Below are 17883 nucleotides of genomic sequence, written 5' to 3' on the forward strand. Positions count from 1 at the left end.
GATCAGTCCGCCTTCTGGTTTGCTTGCGCCAGTTCAGCCGCCGATGCACTCTTGTCGGCCGCGTTGGACTGCTTGTCCTTGGGCTTGCCGCCCGCACCCTTCTGCTTGTCGCCTGCCGGCGGCTTGGCCGTCCCGTCCTCGATCTTGACGGCAGCGCCGGCGGTGAGCGACTGTTGGCCTTCGACGATGACCTTGTCGCCCGGCTTCAATCCGTCCGTCACGCCTGCCGTCCCGTTGGAGCGGAATGCGACCTTGACCGTACGGGCCTGCACCTTGTTGTCGTCGCCGACGACATAGGCGACCATGCCGTTTTGCTGCGGCGCGACGGCGACGTTGGGAACAAGCACCAGGTTGCGGGCAATGCCGACAGTCGCGGTGGCGTTGACCGATTCTCCGGGCCAGAAAATCTTGTCGGAGTTGTCGAATGCCGCCCAGAGGCGGAATGTGCCGGATGCCTGATCGACCGCGTTGTCGATGAAGGTCACCGGGACATTCATCGACTGGGTGCCGTCGCTGGCGCTGGTCGGCTGGATGGCCACTGTCAGTTCCTTCTTGGCAAGCGCGTCGCGCGAGAGGCGAAGATCGGCTTCCGAAAGCGTGAACACCGCATAGACGTTCTTGTTGTCAACGATCGTGCCCACGGCCGTGCCTGCCGCAACGTAGGCGCCCTTGGAGACGGAAATGACGCCGAGCTTCCCGTCATACGGAGCCACGATCTGTGCATTGGAAATGGCGACCTGATCGGCCTGGATCTGCGCGCGGTCGAGCGCCAATGCGGCCTGTGCCTGCTGGAAGGCCGCATTGGCATTGTCCGTCGCCTGCTGGGTCGCGGCTCCCTTTTCGCCCAGGCTCATCGCGCGGTCGAGGGTGATCTTGGCGTTGTCGTAGACGGACTGATCCTTGGCGAGCGATGCCTGATCCTTCGCCAGCGTCGCTTCGAGCGAACGTGTGTCATAGCTCACGAGAAGGTCGCCGGCCTTGACCTCAGCACCGTTCTGGACCTTTACGTCCGTCACGACGCCGGCGATGGGGCTGGCAAGCGACGTCGTATCGCGCGCTGCGATATAGCCGAAACTGTCGCGCAGCATGGGCAGATCGCCCGTCTTCGCCTCGACAACCTTGACCGTGGTCGGGCCGCCGCCGCGCCGGCCGGACTGCCCCTGACCCTTGCCGGCATCGGCTGTCTTGCCTGTCTCTTTCGACTTGTCGGCCGCGTCGGGCTTTGCCTGCGGAATAAGGGCTGCCACTTGTGCGGGCAGATACGGAGCCAGCTCGGCCCGATAGTAATAGCCCGCACCTCCCAAGCAACAAAGAATGATCAGGATGGTCCAAAATCTGCGCATTAGAAAACCGCCTCGTAGGAAAAACGTTTGACTTTGTCATATAATTGCCGGTGCCGGAGCTGTCACCTAACAATGCTGTAATAAAGCGGTTCTGCGACTGAAAAATATCGCTAGAGTCCCATGATTGTCAGCATGCAGAAGGTTGCGAACAGCACAAAATGCGTCATCCCCTCGATCGCATTGGTCTCGCCATCGGAAAAGTTGATGGCAGCCACCACGATCGTGATCGCGACCATGACCGTCTGGGGCATGGTCATCGCCATTTCGAAGGGCTGGCCCGTATAAAGGGCAAGCGCCTCCATGACGGGAACCGTGAGAATCACGGTGGAGAGCGATGCGCCCATGGCGATGTTGACGACGACCTGCATGCGGTTGCCCAGCGCGGCGCGCAGCGCAGTCAGGATTTCGGGCGCCGCCGAAATCGCGGCGACGGTCACGGCGACAAGTCCCACCGGCGCACCGGAGTTCCTGAGACCCGCGCTCATGAACGGGTTCATGATCTCGGCCAGCAGGCCGATCAGGACGACGCCACCGGCGACGATAAGCGCGGAAACGGGCATGGAGCCGCCTTCTTCCTCGTGCTTCGCCGGGGTTGCATGTTCACGGCGCGGATAGGTGTAGGAGAAGAAGTAGCTGTGCCGCCCGACCTGCATGCGCAGGAACAGGGTGTAAAGCACGGCCATCACCCCGATCGTGAAAAACGAATAGACCATCCGCTTGTCGTGGGGGATGAACTCGGGAACAATCATCGAGATGCCCATGGCGGTCAGGATCATCACCGCATAGGTGCGGCCCGAATCGTCATTATAGGACTGCTCCCCGTGGCGGAGCCCGCCGAGCAGCGCGGCAAGGCCGATGAGCCCGTTAATATCCAGCATGACGGCGGAATAGATCGTGTCGCGCACCAGTGTGGGCGAGGCATCCTCCGCCTGCATCACGATGCCGAGAATGACAACCTCGACCAGCACGGCCGAAAGCGTCAGAACCATCGAGCCGAAGGGATCGCGCACCTTGCGGGCAATGACCTCTGCGTGATGTGCGACACGCGTCGACACCAGTACGATGAGGGCGACGATGGCAGCCGTAATCGCCAGCGCCACGGATTGCCCGGCGGTCAGTAGCTCATGCTCGCCGAAAAGGAGCGCAACAAATCCCGCTATCGCCAGCGCAATGCGCCACTCGTCCCGCAAATTCGCCATACATCCGTTCCCCTTGTCCCAGCCGCAGCGCCTAGCTAGCACAACCCGCACGATGCGGCAAAAACGGCTCCGGATGCGACGCTGCTACAACACCCGAAAGGGTTAACAGTTCCTGATGACAATGAAACCGCAAGCTGTTATTCATTTTCTACCATGCATCTCGAATTTACAGGGAGGGGTCTGATGGGTCTTTTCGACGGTCTCGGATCGGTCATCAGCGATGTTCTGAGTGGCAAGCCCGTGAACCTGATGTCCATTGCCGAGCAGGTTTTCAACAATGCCGGCGGGCTAAACGGCGTCGTTGCGCAATTGCAGGCGGCAGGCCTGGGTGAGCAGGTCGCATCCTGGATCGGCACGGGCGAAAATCTTCCTGTCTCGGCTGAGCAAATCCGCTCGGCGCTGACCTCCGACCAGTTGGCCGCTCTGGCCAATTCACTCGGCGTCGATATTGGAAATCTGCCGCAATTGCTTGCTGAACATCTTCCCAAGGCGGTCGATCAGGCAAGTCCGAACGGAGTTCTGCCGTCCTGACATTTTCGGAAGTCGGGCGGTGGGGTGGAAGACCTCTAACAACAAGTGGAACTGGCATCATGTCTTACAAGCTTATCATCACTGCCGCCGGCGCGCTTCTCGCAGGCATCGCATTTTCCTCGCCCGCTAGCGCGCTGAGCATGAAGGAATGCAGCGTCAAGTTTCAGGCCGCCAAGGCTGACGGTTCCGCCAAGGACGTGAAGTGGAACGACTTCCGCGCCAAGTTCTGTGGCACGGATGCTGCCGCCGAAGACAAGAAGGACGATGAAGCGGTCGCCAAGACCACGGCCGACAAGGAGCCGCCGGCTCCGACGACAGCTGCACCGAAGGGCGTCAAGTTCCCGGCCGCCGTCGACAAGAAATATGCCTCTGAGACCCCCGGCAAGCAGCGCCTCCACACCTGCGCCGACAGCTATCACGCCAACAAGGAAGCCGGAACGCTCGGCGACCTGAAGTGGATCCAAAAGGGCGGCGGTTTCTGGAGCCTGTGCAACACCGCGCTCAAGGGCAAGGGCTGATCCTTCAGCCTCGCCTGGCAGAAATGCGAAAAGGCGGCCTTATGGCCGCCTTTTTGATTCAGGTCCAATGGCTTCCCGCCGAATCTTCAGATCGGCAGCGTCCAGGTCCGGTGGATGTGCTGGATGCCCTTCATCACCTCGTCCGAAAGCTTGATGTCCTTCGCACCGATATCGGTCTTGAGCTGCTCCATCGTCGTCGCGCCAATGATGACCGAGGCCATGAAGGGGCGCGTCAGGCAGAAGGCGAGGGCCATGGCGGAGGGGTCGAGATCGTGCTTGCGGGCAAGCTCGACATAGGCGCGGACAGCCGGTTCCTCATAACCGCCGAACCGGCCGCCGAGATCGGAATTGATCGTGCCGCGCGAGCCGGCCGGACGCGCGCCGTCCAGATACTTCCCGCTCAGAAGGCCCGCGGCGAGCGGCGAATAGGCCATGAGGCCGACCTGCTCGTGGTGGCAGACTTCGGCAAGGTCCGTGTCGAACTTGCGGTCGAGCAGATTATATTCGTTCTGGATCGAGACCATGCGCGGCAGGCCTTGGCTGTCTGCAAGCTGTTGATACTTCATCACGCCCCAGGATGTCTCGTTGGAGACGCCCCAGTGGCGGATCTTGCCCGCCTTCTTGGCCTTGCCGAGCGCTTCAAGTGCTTCCAGCAGTTCGGCGGTCGCATGCGCCGTGTCCTGCGTCGAGGGATTGAAGGCCCAGTTGCCGCGGAATGCATAGCTGCCGCGGTTCGGCCAGTGAAGCTGGTAGAGGTCGACATGATCCGTGCCGAGGCGTGTCAGGCTCAGGTCCAGAGCTTTCTCGATTTCCGCGCCGCTGATCGGCACGCCGCCGCGGATATAGGCGCGGCCACGGCCCGAAATCTTGGTGGCGAGAATGACCTTATCCCGCTTGCCGGTCTTCTTGAACCATGAGCCGATGAACTTTTCCGTGTCGCCCTGCGTCTCGGCGCCCACCGGGGTCGTGGGATAGAGCTCGGCCGTGTCGAAGAAATTCACACCTTGCTCGAGCGCATAGTCCATCTGTTCATGCGCTTCGGCCTCCGAGTTCTGTGTGCCCCAGGTCATGGTGCCTAGGCAGATTTCGGAAACGTTGAGGTCGCTTGCGCCGAGCTGGTTGTATTTCATGGGGAAGATTCCTTTTGGCCGGCGGGAGGGAGGGGCTTGCCGGGGTGAAGACGGCGCGCAAGAAATCTTAAATTCGCGCAGATTTCAATGCCAATCGCATATATTGCAATGTGTGCGTTTCTTCCTAAGACTTGACTTGAGACCCAAGAATGTGAATGGAGAAGCCAGAAAACAAGGAATTCAGGGAAACATCCATGGCACTCGCATTCACCTTTCCGGGCCAGGGCAGCCAGGCCGTCGGCATGGGCAAGGACCTCGCTGACGCCTTTCCCGAGGCCCGCGCAGTCTTCCAGGAAGTCGATGACGCGCTCGGCGAAAAGCTCTCCGACATCATGTGGAATGGTCCGGAAGAAACGCTGACGCTGACAGCCAATGCCCAGCCGGCGCTGATGGCCGTATCGATGGCTGCGATCCGCGTCATGGAAGCCCGCGGCCTTGTGCTCAAGGACAAGGTCGGCTTCGTCGCCGGTCATTCGCTCGGCGAATATTCCGCACTTTGCGCTGCCGGTACATTCTCGATTGCCGACACGGCGCGCCTGCTGCGCATCCGCGGTAACGCGATGCAGGCTGCCGTTCCCGCGGGCAAGGGCGCCATGGCCGCCATCATCGGGCTGGAACATGGCGATGTCGAAGCCACCTGCGCGGAAGCCTCTGCCATCGGCCCGGTCCAGATCGCCAATGACAATGGCGGCGGCCAGCTCGTCATTTCCGGCGAAAAGGCAGCTGTCGAGAAGGCCGCCGAGATCGCGACCGCCAAGGGCGCCAAGCGTGCGCTGATGCTGTCCGTGTCCGCGCCCTTCCACTCCGCGCTGATGACGCCCGCAGCGGATGCCATGCGCGAGGCGCTCGCGAAGGTCGAGAAGCACAATCCGAACATTCCGCTGATCGCCAATGTCCGCGCCGCTCCGGTCGCCGATGCGACGATCATCGCCGATCTTCTGGTCGAGCAGGTGACGGGCCAGGTCCGCTGGCGCGAGACGGTCGAATGGTTCGGCAAGAATGACGTGATGACGCTTTATGAAATCGGCTCCGGCAAGGTGCTCACGGGTCTCGCCCGCCGCATCGACAAGGCCGTGACCGGCATCGCGGTCAACACGCCCGAAGATATCGAAAAGACGCTGGAAGCGCTGCTGGCGTAAATCGCCGGGCGAAAAAGTGGTATGCGGTTTTTCGCTAACCCGGCGCAATAAGCAGATGCCGGTTTGAGATGGGGTTTAGGAACATGTTCGATCTGTCTGGCCGCAAGGCTCTCGTCACCGGTGCATCCGGTGGCATCGGCGAGGAAATCGCCCGTATGCTGCACAAGCAGGGTGCCATCGTCGGCCTGCACGGCACGCGCGCCGAAAAGCTGGAAGAGCTCGCCAATGAACTCGGCGAACGCACATTCGTCTTCCCGGCCAATCTGTCCGACCGAGCCGCCGTCAAGGCACTCGGCGAAAAGGCCGAAGCCGATCTCGGCGGCGTCGACATTCTCGTCAACAATGCCGGCATCACCAAGGATGGCCTCTTTGTCCGCATGAGCGACGATGACTGGGATGCAGTTCTGGAAGTCAACCTGACAGCCGTCTTCCGCCTGACGCGCGAGCTGACCCATCCGATGATGCGCCGCCGTTTCGGGCGCATCATCAACATCACCTCCGTCGTCGGCGTCACCGGAAATCCGGGCCAGGCCAACTATTGCGCCTCCAAGGCCGGCATGATCGGCTTCTCGAAGTCGCTGGCGCAGGAAATCGCCACCCGCAACGTCACTGTCAACTGCGTGGCGCCGGGCTTCATTGAAAGCGCGATGACCCACAAGCTGAACGACAAGCAGAAGGACGCCATCATGGGCGCGATCCCGATGCGCCGCATGGGCACGGGCGCCGAAGTTGCGTCTGCCGTGGCTTACCTTGCCTCCAACGAGGCTGGTTACGTCACGGGCCAGACGATCCATGTGAACGGCGGCATGGCAATGATCTGAGGCGCAAGCCTCGATAACAGGTTCGACCGCTCCGGCTTTTGATGTTGAGAGCGTCGAACGAGAACTTTTATGGCTTTGCGGCGGACTTAAACCGTGTTAAGCGGGCCATGACTGAACGCAATTGGCCGGTTGCACGCGACATTTGGAAGCGTGGGCAGGGCAATCATCAAATGCCTTTCGTGGCAGGTGCCGCGGTTGGTTGAACAGGGTAGAGACGCCGAAAGGCAGTCTTGTAATAGACAATAGGGTCGAGGTACCGACATGAGCGATATCGCAGAACGCGTGAAGAAAATTGTTGTTGATCATCTTGGCGTTGACGCCGACAAGGTTGTTGAAGGCGCAAGCTTCATCGACGATCTCGGCGCGGACTCCCTCGACACGGTCGAGCTGGTCATGGCCTTCGAAGAAGAATTCGGCATTGAAATCCCGGATGACGCTGCTGACTCGATCCTGACGGTCGGCGACGCCGTCAAGTTCATCGAAAAGGCCCAGGGCTGATTTCAGCCTGAGGTCACAGAGTGACATGGGGCGGGCTTTCCGGCCCGCTTCAGGTCCGGTTTTCCGGACCTTTTTTAATGTAAAAACAGTGATCCCGGTCATTGCAATGAGCTGAAGCCGCAAGGCAGAGCCGGTAATGCGACCGGGTGTTGGGCGTGGCGAAGCCGGACAGGGCGAGGCCGCTGCCGATCATGGGGAGCATGCGGGCGATGAGACGAGTTGTAATCACCGGTCTTGGCATGGTGACGCCGCTGGGTTGTGGCGTTGACGAGACCTGGAAGAATCTTCTGGCTGGCAAGAGCGGCGCCCGCAAGGTGACCGAATTCGAGGTGGAGGACCTTCCGGCGAAGATTGCCTGCCGCATTCCCTTTGGCGACGGTACCAACGGCACCTACAATGCCGACGACTGGATGGAGCCGAAGGAACAGCGCAAGGTCGATCCTTTCATCGTTTACGCGGTTGCCGCGGCCGACATGGCGCTTGCCGATGCCGACTGGCATCCGGAAAGCGATGACGATCAATGCGCCACCGGCGTCCTCATCGGTTCCGGCATCGGCGGCATTGAGGGCATCGTGGAAGCGGGTCTGACTCTGCGCGACAAGGGCCCCCGCCGCATTTCGCCCTTCTTCATTCCCGGCCGCCTGATCAACCTGGCCTCAGGCCATGTCTCCATCAAGCACAAGCTGCGCGGCCCGAACCACGCCGTCGTCACCGCCTGCTCGACCGGCGCGCATGCCATCGGCGATGCCTCGCGCCTGATTGCGCTGGGCGATGCCGACGTCATGGTCGCCGGCGGCACGGAAAGCCCGGTCAGCCGTATTTCACTTGCCGGCTTTGCCGCCTGCAAGGCGCTGTCCACGCAGCACAACGACAACCCGGAAAAGGCCTCGCGGCCCTATGACCGCGACCGTGACGGCTTCGTCATGGGCGAGGGCGCCGGCGTCGTTGTTCTCGAAGAGCTGGAACACGCCAAGGCGCGCGGCGCCAAGATCTATGCCGAAGTCGTCGGCTACGGTCTCTCGGGCGATGCCTTCCACATCACGGCACCGTCGGAAGACGGCGATGGTGCGTTCCGCTGCATGACCATGGCGCTCAAGCGCGCGGGTCTGACTCCCGCCGATATCGATTACATCAACGCGCATGGCACTTCGACCATGGCCGATACGATCGAGCTCGGCGCCGTCGAGCGCCTTCTGGGCGACCATGCCTCGAAGGTCTCTATGTCCTCGACCAAATCGGCAACAGGCCATCTTCTGGGTGCGGCTGGTGCCATCGAGGCGATCTTCGCGACGCTCGCGATCCGCGATAATATCGCCCCGCCGACCCTCAACCTGGACAACCCGGACGTCGAAACCCCGGTTGACCTCGTGCCGCACAAGGCGCGCGCCCGCAAGGTCGATGTCGCCCTGTCGAATTCCTTCGGCTTCGGCGGCACCAATGCGTCGCTCGTTCTGAAGCGCTATGCAGACTAATGCTCCGCCTACGGTTTGCGCCCCCGGGCAGACCGCCAATCCTGAATAGCGAAGTCTGGGTTGCTGCGGCCGCAGGACCCAGCTTTCGCCGCATTGAACGGCCATGAGAACCGCATGGTACTCATGAAGATATTCGAGGAATGCCCGTGAACGACCGCGTGAACGACATGGACCCGAAAAGCGAGCGAGAGCCCGGTAACGAGCCGCGCCCGACCCATCCGGTCGATGCCCCGGCCGTTGCACCAGCCGAGCCCCATCTGGAAGCTGCTGCGCGCGAGCCGGCCGCGTCCGATCGTGCCTATGAGCAGGCCCGGTCTGCCCCGATCCCTCCTGCCGCGCCGGTCCCGCCTGCTGCGCCAAGCCCTGCCGAGATCACCCCGGGCGACCTCGGTCCGATAGCGGCCGTCCCGTCCCCCGCTGCACCCACGACCGCGAACGAGACGCCCGCAGAGCCGGCGTCGCCGGAGCCCCCGGCAGGCGATCGCGAGCCGTCTCACGAAGCGTCGGAAGAGTTCGTTGCCGAACCCAATCCGAGCCAGCAAGCGGCGGCTGCTTCTTCAGGCGTAAGGGCCGGTGGGCAAACGGGTGGGCAACAGAGCCAGGGCCCGATCATCATTCCCGTCTCAGCCAAGGAAGCCCTGCGTCCGACCCCGGTTCCGGCGCCGCCGCCGAAACTGAAGAAGTCCCGCGGCTCGCGCAGTCAGGTCGTGGTGTTCATGAATTTCGTGATGACGATCCTCGTCTTCCTGACGATCGCACTCGGCGGGATCATCTATTACGGTCTGTCGACCTTTTCCGAGCAGGGGCCGTCGACGGTCAACTCCAATTTCATCGTCAAGCCCGGCTGGGGCCTTGGCGACATTTCGCGCGGGCTCGAGGCCTCCGGGCTCATCTCCGATGCGCGCGTCTTCCAGTATGTGACGAAGAGCTTCCTGCGCAATCGTACGCTGAAGGCCGGCGAATACGAGATCAAGGCCGGTGCCTCGATGAAGGAAATCGTCGAACTGATGGAATCGGGCAAATCGATCCTCTACTCCGTCACCCTGCCGGAAGGCCTGACCGTGCAGCAGATCTTCGATCGGCTGCGTGCCGATCCGGTGCTGGAAGGCGAGTTGCCGGCGAAGATGCCTGACGAAGGCACGCTCCGTCCCGATACCTACAAATTCACCCGCGGCGCCAAGCGCAGCGAGATCGTCGCCCAGATGAAGGCGGCGCAGACAAAGCTGGTCGACGATCTCTGGGCGAAGCGCTCGCCCGACCTGTTCCTGAAGACAAAGGAGCAGTTCGTTACGCTGGCTTCCATCGTGGAGAAGGAAACGGGCAAGGCGGACGAGCGTACGCTGGTCGCCTCGGTCTTCCTCAACCGGCTTGAGAAGAAGATGCGGCTTCAGTCCGATCCGACCGTGATCTACGGCATTTTTGGTGGCGAGGGCAAACCCTCCGACCGTCCGATCTACCAGTCGGACCTGAAGAAAATGACGCCTTACAACACCTATGTCATCGATGGCCTGCCGCCCGGGCCGATCTGCAATCCTGGCCGCGCGGCACTGGAAGCGGTCGCCAATCCGTCGAGGACCAACGACCTCTATTTCGTCGCCGATGGTACGGGTGGACATGTGTTTGCCGCCACGCTTGAAGAGCACAATGCCAATGTGAAGAAGTGGCGTCAGGTCGAGGAACAGCAGACGAACCCGACCGGCACGGATGCGGGGGCAACCGCGCCGGCGCCGACCCCGCAGCAATAGGCCCGCGCGGACCTTCGCGCAGCGGAAGAAGACTTGAGGCCTGCGATGCGAATCTGAAAGATGGCCGCATACAGGGTGATAAGACTGGGGCCCAGACAATGGGGCGGGCCGCCGACAGGCGGACCACGCATGGGCTTGATGCAACAGGGGGCATGGCCTGATGGCATTGCAATCGATGACGGGGTTCTCCCGTTCGGAAGGTGAGAGCGGCCGCTTTCGCTGGGTTTGGGAATTGCGCTCCGTCAACGGCAAGGGGCTCGATCTGCGCTTCCGCATGCCGCAGGGGCTTGAGGCGCTGGAGACCGACTGTCGCGCCGTCGCAAGCGCGGCCTTCACCCGCGGCAATATCCAGATTGCGCTCAATCTCTCCACCCTCGACGAGCGTCTGGAAGCCGTCATCAACGAAGAGGCGCTGGCAGCACTTCTGTCGCTGAAAACCCGTCTGGGCGATGCCATCGATCCGGCGCCGCTGACACTTTCCGCCCTTCTCGGCATGCGCGGCATCATCGATTTCCGCGAGCCGGCCGAAGCGCCGGACGCCGTCGAAGCGCGCGCGGCTGCGCTGCTCGCCAGCTTCCGCGAGGCGGTCGAAGCACTGCGCATCATGCGGGAGCGCGAGGGCACGGCGCTCGCCGATGTTCTTCTCGGCCATGTCGCCAAGATCGAGGATCTGGCGCTGAAGGTCGAAGCCGACCCGTCACGCCAGCCGGCCGAAATCGCCAGGCGTCTTCAGGCGCAGGTCGAGGCGCTGCTCGGCGCCACGCAAACGCTCGACCGTGACCGCCTCCATGCCGAAGCAGCGCTGATTGCCACCAAGGCGGACCTGCGCGAAGAGATCGATCGGCTGAAGGCGCATGTGGTGGCCGCCCGCGAACTGATCACCGAGGGCGGGCCGATCGGCCGCAAGCTCGACTTCCTGGCGCAGGAATTCAATCGTGAATCCAACACCATCTGCTCGAAATCCAATGCCGCGAGCGTGACCGCGCATGGACTGGAACTAAAGGTCGTCATCGACCAGTTCCGCGAGCAGGTACAGAATCTGGAGTAGACCATGGCCGACAACGCCCATCAGAAGACCATCGAACGGCGCGGCCTCATGGTGGTGATTTCCTCGCCTTCGGGTGCCGGCAAATCCACCATCTCGCGCAATCTGCTCGAGACCGACCGCAACCTCTCGCTCTCCGTCTCCGTGACGACGCGCGCCAAGCGCGGCAGCGAGATCGAAGGCATCCACTACCACTTCAAGAGCCAGCGCGACTTCGAACTCATGCGCGACGGCGAAGCGCTCCTCGAATGGGCTTCTGTCCACGGCAACTATTACGGTACGCCGCGCGACGACGTCGAAAAGGCCATGGCCGAAGGCCGCGACATGCTCTTCGACATCGACTGGCAGGGCGCCCAGCAGCTCCAGGAAAAGATGCGCGGCGACGTCGTCTCCATCTTCATCCTCCCCCCCTCCATCGCCGAACTCCGCGCCCGCCTGCATCGGCGGGCGGAGGACAGCGAGGAGGTAATCGCCACAAGGCTAGCCAATGCCAAGGCAGAGATCGAGCACTGGCATGAGTACGATTATGTCGTGGTCAACGATGACCTGGAGCGAGCGTTTGGCGCGGTGAAGTCGATTGTTGAGGCGGAGAGGCTGCGCAGGGATCGGCGGCCGGGGCTATACGGCTTTGTGCAGGGGCTGCTGGGGGAGTGAGGGGGCGCTGATCTGAGAGAAACTACTCCGCATCCCGCAGTCCTGATCGCGCTGATTTATTTTAGGGGATGGTTTTCTCGACATGCTTGAACCAGTAATCGACAGCGACATTTATCATTGCAGTGGTATGGAAGAATGCCGAATTCATTTCTTCAAAATCTGAATATTCGTGCTCAGGGTTGTTGGGGCCTATGAAAATCTCATACTCGCCTTCTGTAGTACCTTTGTTTCTTATTGATGCGTGAATGTGTCGGCTGGAAAAGTGTATGAGACCGCTTGTGTTCTTGTAGACGTCATTAATCCAAGGATTTCTGGGAAGAAGCCGTTCGATCAGATATCTGTCTTTCATTAGCTGGCCGTCGGCAGCCTTTATCTTGTCTATTTGCTTTCCTTCAAACACTTCTTGGGCAAATGAATGCGGGTCATTTACCCAATACAAGGCGTAAACGCGCAAGACCGTATCCAGTTGAAGTCTGATGAGTGCAAGAGCTACCAAGCCATTTTGGTCCTGCACGCAGTTCTTAAAAGCCCGTGATTGGGCAAGCGTTCTGCGAGCAACTCCGCAAAGATATAGTAGGGTGTAAGTGGCTTTGCGCTTCGGCAATTCGTTTTGGAGCGTATCGAGTAGCTCGGCCTCCACGCGCTCAAGATCTTCTAATCGGGTCGGCTGCTCAGTTCGAGACATTTTGCTCACACAAACAAGTTCACTTTCTTCACCCAACCGCCACCTTCCTCGGTCTTCCCCCCTTCGATCCATTCGCCCGCGCCGCCGCCGTCTTCGCCGCCGACTTCAGCTGTCCCGCGCGCCGCGCCAGTTCCTTGGTCATCCATTCGCGCGTGCCGAAAATTCCGGCGACGAGGGCTGGCACATAGAGGTCGGCGTCAAGGGCCGGCCAATGCAGGTTGAAGCCCAGACCGTCCACCTCGATATGGGCCAGATCGTCTTCGCTTGCTCCTTCCAGATCCTGAACCAATCGGACAGGGAAGGCATAGGTACAGCCGTTGACGAGGTCGAGGATCACCTTGCCGCTGGCGTGTTCATAACGGGCGGACACCGCGCGCGGCTCGGTCTCCAAAACGGTCCGTCCGCGGGCTTCTGCGGTGTCAAAATCGGCTTCAGTTGGCTCGACCATGAATGCGCTCCCATTCCTCAAGAAAGTGTCGGCGGTGTTGTGCGACTTCGGCGAGCAACCGGCGAAGGTCCGAGCGCTTGATGCCTATGCTCCAGATCAACTCCGGCTCGCCATCAGGTCCCAGAAGATTGATTTTCGCCTGCCCGGGTCCGGTGATGTGAACATGCGCCGGCTCGTGGTCGGCGGTGTAGATGACAAACCGGAAGCCGTGCGCGCGATGAACAACAATCACAAAATAACCCATCCGTTGGGTTTTTCAAGAGTGGGGCGTTTCATCCTATTCAGCTTATGGTGGAAATCCTTACCGCGCAACGATGCACACCAAACTTCAGATCCTACCGACCCAGCGGAAAACGAGCGAGCCGTCCCCCAACCAACGTTCTGTTGCACAACCGTCATCCCCGGCTCATATCCTCGGATTGATATTCGTTTCGGGGAAGGGCGGACACATGAGCAGATTGCATGCCGAAAATCACCTCGTCTCGCGCATCGGCTGGCTGCGCGCGGCCGTTCTGGGCGCCAATGACGGGATTGTCTCGACGGCGAGCCTGATCATGGGCGTGGCCTCGGCTTCAGCGGGGCGCTCGGAGATTCTGGTGGCAGGCGTGGCGGGTCTCGTCGCCGGCGCGATGTCCATGGCGGCTGGGGAATATGTTTCCGTCAGCTCGCAGTCCGATACGGAAGGCGCCGATCTCGCCCGCGAGCGCAAGGAGCTTGAAACCCAGCCTGCAGCGGAACTGGAAGAACTGGCGGGGATTTACGTGGCGCGCGGCCTGACGCCGGAGCTGGCGCAGCAGGTGGCCGTGCAGTTGACGGCGCATGATGCGCTGGGGTCGCATGCTCGCGACGAACTCGGCATTGTCGAGCATCTGGCGGCGAAGCCGGTCGAGGCGGCGCTGACCTCGGCGGCTACCTTTGCGGTCGGCGCAGCCCTGCCGCTCCTCATGGTCTTCATCGCGCCGCAGGCAAGCCTTGTCTATGTCGTGGCCATCGCCTCGCTGATCTTCTTGGCGGTGCTGGGCGCTGTCGGGGCCAAGGCGGGCGGGGCTGATGTAGTCAAGGCGACCGCTCGCGTAACCTTCTGGGGCGCTCTCGCCATGGCGCTGACGGCGGGTATCGGCAAGGTCGTCGGCGTCGCCGTCTGATCTGCCTCAGGGCCCGATACGGCCCGAGGGCGGCTCCGACAGTCGGTCGCTGGAAAAGGAGTTAAGGAGCGCCAAGGTGCTTCCGCTGAATGCCGAAACGTGTCCAAGGCGTTTTCCTCTCTTGTCTGGCGTCAGCCTGAAGCGCGCCGTCGCCTCCTACTCGATCTTCAGCAGCAGGCTGCCGGCCTGAACGTAATCGCCTTCCTTGACCAGAAGGCGCACCTTGCCGGCCTTGGGCGCGGCGACCTGGGTTTCCATCTTCATGGCTTCCATGACGGCGACAAGATCGCCTTCCGCGACGGTTGCGCCATCCCCCACCTTGAAGCTTTGCAGGGTGCCGGACACGGGCGCGGCCACGCCGTCCTGAGATACCTGAGCGGCCTGAGCCGCTTGCGCAGCACCACCAGCATCTGGGCGGCCCGCCGAACCGAGGCCCGCAAGAAGGATCTTCGGCAGACCAACCGACACGCGCTTGCCGTCGATCTCCAGCCATGCGCGGGTCATGGACGGGTCTGCGGCGGCGGCGGGGCGCTCCATCGCGTCGGGCATGGCGGCAAAATCCGTCTCGATCCAGCGCGTGTGAACCTTGAAGCCGTCGGAGCCGATGAAATCCTCCGCCTCGATGGCCGCGCGGTGGAAGGGCAGGACAGTTGCCACGCCCTCAATGCGGAATTCGGAGAGCGCGCGCCGGGCGCGGCGGAGAACCTGATCGCGATCGGTGCCGGTGACGATCAGCTTCGCCAGCAGCGAATCGAATACGCTGGGAACGGAGGAGCCGCTGACGACGCCGCTATCCAGCCGGATGCCGGGCCCGGAGGGCGGGTCGAAGATGCTGATCTCGCCGGGGGTAGGCAAGAAGCCGCGGCCGGGGTCTTCGGCGTTGATGCGGAACTCCATCGAATGGCCGCGCGGCTCCGGCGTTTCCAGAACGCGAAGCTTCTCGCCCTTGGCGATGCGGAACTGTTCGATGACGAGGTCGAGATCCGTGGTTTCCTCGGTGACGGGATGCTCGACCTGCAGCCGTGTATTGACCTCGAGGAAGGAAATCGTGCCGTCGACGCCGAGCAGGAACTCGACCGTGCCGGCGCCCGAATAGCCCGCCGCCGCGCAGATCGCCTTGGCTGCATCCTGGATCTTCTGCCTCTGTTCGGCGGAGAGGAATGGCGCAGGGGCTTCCTCAATGAGCTTCTGGTTTCGGCGCTGCAGCGAACAGTCGCGCGTCCCCACCACCAGCACATTGCCATGCTTGTCGGCCAGAACCTGCGCTTCGATATGGCGGGGCCGGTCGAGGAAACGTTCGAGAAAGCATTCGCCGCGCCCGAAGGCGGCGGTGGCTTCGCGCACGGCGGACTCGTAGAGATCGGCGATCTCTTCCATCTTCCACGCGACTTTCAGTCCGCGTCCGCCGCCGCCATGGGCGGCCTTGATGGCAACGGGAAGGCCATGCAACTTGGCGAATTCGATCACCTCTGCGGAGGAGGAGACCGGGCCATCGCTGCCGGCGACGAGCGGCGCGCCGACGCTGGTGGCGATGTGGCGCGCCTTGACCTTGTCGCCCAGCGTCTCGATCACCTGCGGGTCGGGGCCGATCCAGGTGAGGCCAGCGTCGAGCACGGCCTGGGCAAATTCCGCCCTTTCGGAGAGGAAACCATAGCCGGGATGCACGGCATCCGCGCCCGACCGTTTGGCAATAGCGATCAGCTTGGCGATGTCGAGATAGGTCTCGGCCGGGCGTACGCCCTCAAGCGCATAAGCCTCGTCGGCCAGCCGCACGAAAAGCGCATCCTGATCGGGATCGGCATAAACAGCGACAGACTGGATGCCGTAATCACGGCAGGCGCGGATGATGCGCACCGCGATCTCGCCGCGATTGGCGATCAGAACTTTTTTCATCGCTGGTCTTCTCCAATGTCGTTTGTTCCGGCGGCCGAAATGTCCGAGAAGGGGGAGATCGGGCGGAATCTGATTTTTGCGGTGACGGGGATTTGTCCGGCAAGGTCGAGATGATATTCGGCAACCGCGCCGATGACCGGATAGCCGCCCGTCAGTGGATGATCGGCCAGGAACAGCACCGGCTGACCGCTATGCGGGATCTGGATCGCGCCGGTCGCCGTGCCTTCGCTGGGAAGTTCCGCCGTATCCTGACGCTCGACGGCGAGATCGCCGGAAAGCCGGATGCCGACCCGGTTCGATTGCGGCGTCACCGTCCAGAGCTGGGCGCTCAGCGTGTCCAGCCCTTTCTGTGTGAACCAGTCGGTGCGCGGGCCGAGCACGACATCGAGCGTCACGATATCGCCGGCGCGGGGCATATCGAAGGCCGGAGCCTCGTTGAGCGAGACGCTGGCAAGACCTGATGCCGCGCCGTTCAGGGGAAGGACTGTGCCCGCCACCACCGGCTGCGGGCCGACCACGGCCAGCGTATCGGTCGCAAAGCTGCCGAGAACCGGCTCGACCGCAAAACCGCCGCGCACGGCGAGATAGCTACGCATGCCTTTCACCGGCTGGCCGAGCCGCACGGTATCGCCGGGCTCCAGTGAGATCGGGCGAAAGGCCTCGGCGTCAAATGTCTTTCCCGCGGCAGTCTCAACGGTGATCGGGCAGGGCGCGCCGGCAAGGCCAATCACGGCGCGGGCAGCACTCCTGAACGAGAAGCCGCCGAGCGTCAGTTCCAGGCACGGCGTGTTGGTACGATTGCCGACGATGCGGTTTGCGGCGTTGAAGGCGCTGCGGTCGAGCGCACCGGAGGCCGAAACGCCCTGTCCGGTCTGCCCGAAGCGGCCGAGATCCTGAAACAGCGCCGGCATCGGCGCGGCCACAACCTCGAAATGCGGCGTGGTCCGGTCGGGCTCTTGTTCTGCCTTGCGCGACATGTCGGGGATGGAAACGGTCCTACCATCCTTGGCCATGTCGATAAAGCGCACGCGATAGCCGGGCTGGAACAGCGCGCCGGGATCGCGGTCGATATCCCACATCTTCAGCGGTGTCGTGCCAATGATCTGCCAGCCGCCGGGACTGTTTTGCGGATAGACGCCGCTGAACGCGCCGGCAAGCGCCACCGAGCCGGCGGGAATGCGGGTGCGCGGGCTCTGGCGGCGCGGCACGGTGAGCGCCGGATCGCCGCCGACGAGATAGCCGAAACCGGGCGCAAAGCCGCAAAAGGCGACCGTGAATTCGCTCGCCGCATGCCGGCGGATCACCTCCTCGACGCTGAGGCCGGTCAGCTCGGCGACATCGTTCAGGTCCTCGCCATCATATTGTACGGGAATTTCCACCAGCTGTCCGGCCGCCGGTGGGGCGGCGGAGAGGTCGCGCGCGCCGAGCGCTCTTGCGAGATCGGCGGCAGCGACCATGTCCGGCCGGAACCGGAGCATCAGCGTACGCGCCGCGGGCACCATTTCCTCGATGCCCTCCACGGGCTCTGCCGTCAGTGAGGCGAAAAGCGCAAGCGTCTCGTCGAGGTTGGCGAGTTCAACAAGGAGAACGGTGAGGCTGACGGGAAGAATACGCATC

18 protein-coding genes are annotated in these 17883 nt (G+C 62.3%); 10 read left to right on the plus strand and 8 right to left on the minus strand.

Going from position 1 to position 17883, the window contains the following annotated elements; all coding sequences use genetic code 11:
• Positions 1-2 precede the first annotated feature (2 nt).
• Together LQK83_RS07295 and LQK83_RS07300 are read right to left on the minus strand one after the other, a co-directional pair.
• Positions 3-1343, minus strand: a complete 1341-nt coding sequence (locus tag LQK83_RS07295; protein WP_230836701.1) for an efflux RND transporter periplasmic adaptor subunit — start codon at positions 1341-1343, stop codon at positions 3-5.
• A 110-nt stretch (positions 1344-1453) separates the two neighbouring features.
• Positions 1454-2542, minus strand: a complete 1089-nt coding sequence (locus tag LQK83_RS07300) for a calcium:proton antiporter (RefSeq protein ID WP_230836702.1) — start codon at positions 2540-2542, stop codon at positions 1454-1456.
• A gap of 183 nt (positions 2543-2725) precedes the next feature.
• Between LQK83_RS07300 and LQK83_RS07305 the strand changes: the two genes are divergently transcribed.
• Positions 2726-3073 carry a YidB family protein gene (locus LQK83_RS07305; protein ID WP_230836703.1) on the plus strand — a complete coding sequence of 116 codons (348 nt, stop codon included), beginning with the start codon at positions 2726-2728 and terminating at the stop codon, positions 3071-3073.
• A 59-nt stretch (positions 3074-3132) separates the two neighbouring features.
• Entirely contained in the window at positions 3133-3591 is a 459-nt protein-coding gene (locus tag LQK83_RS07310; protein ID WP_230836704.1) for a hypothetical protein, read from the plus strand.
• Between the two features lie 86 nt (positions 3592-3677).
• Here LQK83_RS07310 and LQK83_RS07315 read toward each other — a convergent pair whose 3' ends face one another.
• The gene (locus tag LQK83_RS07315) at positions 3678-4721 is read right to left on the minus strand and encodes an aldo/keto reductase (RefSeq protein ID WP_230836705.1); all 1044 of its coding nucleotides are present in this window, start codon (positions 4719-4721) and stop codon (positions 3678-3680) included.
• 194 nt (positions 4722-4915) lie between these two features.
• Here LQK83_RS07315 and fabD point away from each other — a divergent pair, with 194 nt between their 5' ends.
• From fabD to gmk, 7 genes are all read left to right on the plus strand, one after another.
• Positions 4916-5860, plus strand: a complete 945-nt coding sequence (gene fabD, locus LQK83_RS07320; RefSeq protein WP_230836706.1) for an ACP S-malonyltransferase — start codon at positions 4916-4918, stop codon at positions 5858-5860.
• 83 nt (positions 5861-5943) lie between these two features.
• The gene (fabG, locus tag LQK83_RS07325) at positions 5944-6681 is read left to right on the plus strand and encodes a 3-oxoacyl-[acyl-carrier-protein] reductase (RefSeq protein ID WP_230836707.1); all 738 of its coding nucleotides are present in this window, start codon (positions 5944-5946) and stop codon (positions 6679-6681) included.
• 261 nt (positions 6682-6942) lie between these two features.
• Entirely contained in the window at positions 6943-7179 is a 237-nt protein-coding gene (locus LQK83_RS07330; protein ID WP_109858086.1) for an acyl carrier protein, read from the plus strand.
• A 209-nt stretch (positions 7180-7388) separates the two neighbouring features.
• On the plus strand, positions 7389-8651 hold the full coding sequence (gene fabF, locus LQK83_RS07335; protein WP_230836708.1) for a beta-ketoacyl-ACP synthase II: 1263 nt from the start codon (positions 7389-7391) through the stop codon (positions 8649-8651).
• A 608-nt stretch (positions 8652-9259) separates the two neighbouring features.
• On the plus strand, positions 9260-10396 hold the full coding sequence (gene mltG, locus LQK83_RS07340) for an endolytic transglycosylase MltG (RefSeq protein WP_230836932.1): 1137 nt from the start codon (positions 9260-9262) through the stop codon (positions 10394-10396).
• Between the two features lie 160 nt (positions 10397-10556).
• Positions 10557-11444, plus strand: coding sequence for a YicC/YloC family endoribonuclease (locus tag LQK83_RS07345; RefSeq protein WP_230836709.1), 888 nt, complete (start codon positions 10557-10559; stop codon positions 11442-11444).
• 3 nt (positions 11445-11447) lie between these two features.
• Positions 11448-12095 carry a guanylate kinase gene (gmk, locus tag LQK83_RS07350; RefSeq protein WP_230836710.1) on the plus strand — a complete coding sequence of 216 codons (648 nt, stop codon included), beginning with the start codon at positions 11448-11450 and terminating at the stop codon, positions 12093-12095.
• A 61-nt stretch (positions 12096-12156) separates the two neighbouring features.
• Here gmk and LQK83_RS07355 read toward each other — a convergent pair whose 3' ends face one another.
• Genes LQK83_RS07355 through LQK83_RS07365 form a run of 3 tightly spaced genes read right to left on the minus strand, consistent with a single transcriptional unit; the run spans position 12157 to position 13472 of the window.
• Complete coding sequence (locus LQK83_RS07355; protein ID WP_230836711.1) at positions 12157-12816, minus strand: hypothetical protein; 660 nt, start codon at positions 12814-12816, stop codon at positions 12157-12159.
• A complete protein-coding gene (locus LQK83_RS07360) occupies positions 12809-13228 on the minus strand; it encodes a DUF2442 domain-containing protein (RefSeq protein WP_230836712.1) in 420 nt (139 codons plus the stop codon). The genes LQK83_RS07355 and LQK83_RS07360 overlap by 8 nt, the downstream gene beginning before the upstream one ends.
• Positions 13212-13472: a DUF4160 domain-containing protein gene (locus LQK83_RS07365; RefSeq protein ID WP_230836713.1), complete on the minus strand. Its 261-nt coding sequence runs from the start codon at positions 13470-13472 to the stop codon at positions 13212-13214. The genes LQK83_RS07360 and LQK83_RS07365 overlap by 17 nt, the downstream gene beginning before the upstream one ends.
• A 205-nt stretch (positions 13473-13677) precedes the next feature.
• On the opposite strand from LQK83_RS07365, the gene LQK83_RS07370 reads away from it, so the two are divergent.
• The gene (locus LQK83_RS07370) at positions 13678-14373 is read left to right on the plus strand and encodes a VIT1/CCC1 transporter family protein (RefSeq protein WP_230836714.1); all 696 of its coding nucleotides are present in this window, start codon (positions 13678-13680) and stop codon (positions 14371-14373) included.
• Between the two features lie 156 nt (positions 14374-14529).
• Here the strand turns inward: LQK83_RS07370 and LQK83_RS07375 are convergent, their stop codons facing one another.
• Positions 14530-16266 (minus strand): acetyl/propionyl/methylcrotonyl-CoA carboxylase subunit alpha, encoded by a 1737-nt coding sequence (locus LQK83_RS07375; protein ID WP_230836715.1) that lies wholly within the window; start codon positions 16264-16266, stop codon positions 14530-14532.
• A complete protein-coding gene (locus tag LQK83_RS07380; protein WP_230836716.1) occupies positions 16263-17882 on the minus strand; it encodes a 5-oxoprolinase/urea amidolyase family protein in 1620 nt (539 codons plus the stop codon). Before LQK83_RS07380 ends, LQK83_RS07375 begins: the two co-directional genes overlap by 4 nt.
• Between the last annotated feature and the right edge of the window lies 1 nt (position 17883).

Origin of the sequence: Rhizobium sp. C1 (genome assembly GCF_021026335.1) — a bacterium.
Classification (GTDB): Bacteria; Pseudomonadota; Alphaproteobacteria; order Rhizobiales; family Rhizobiaceae; genus Ensifer_A.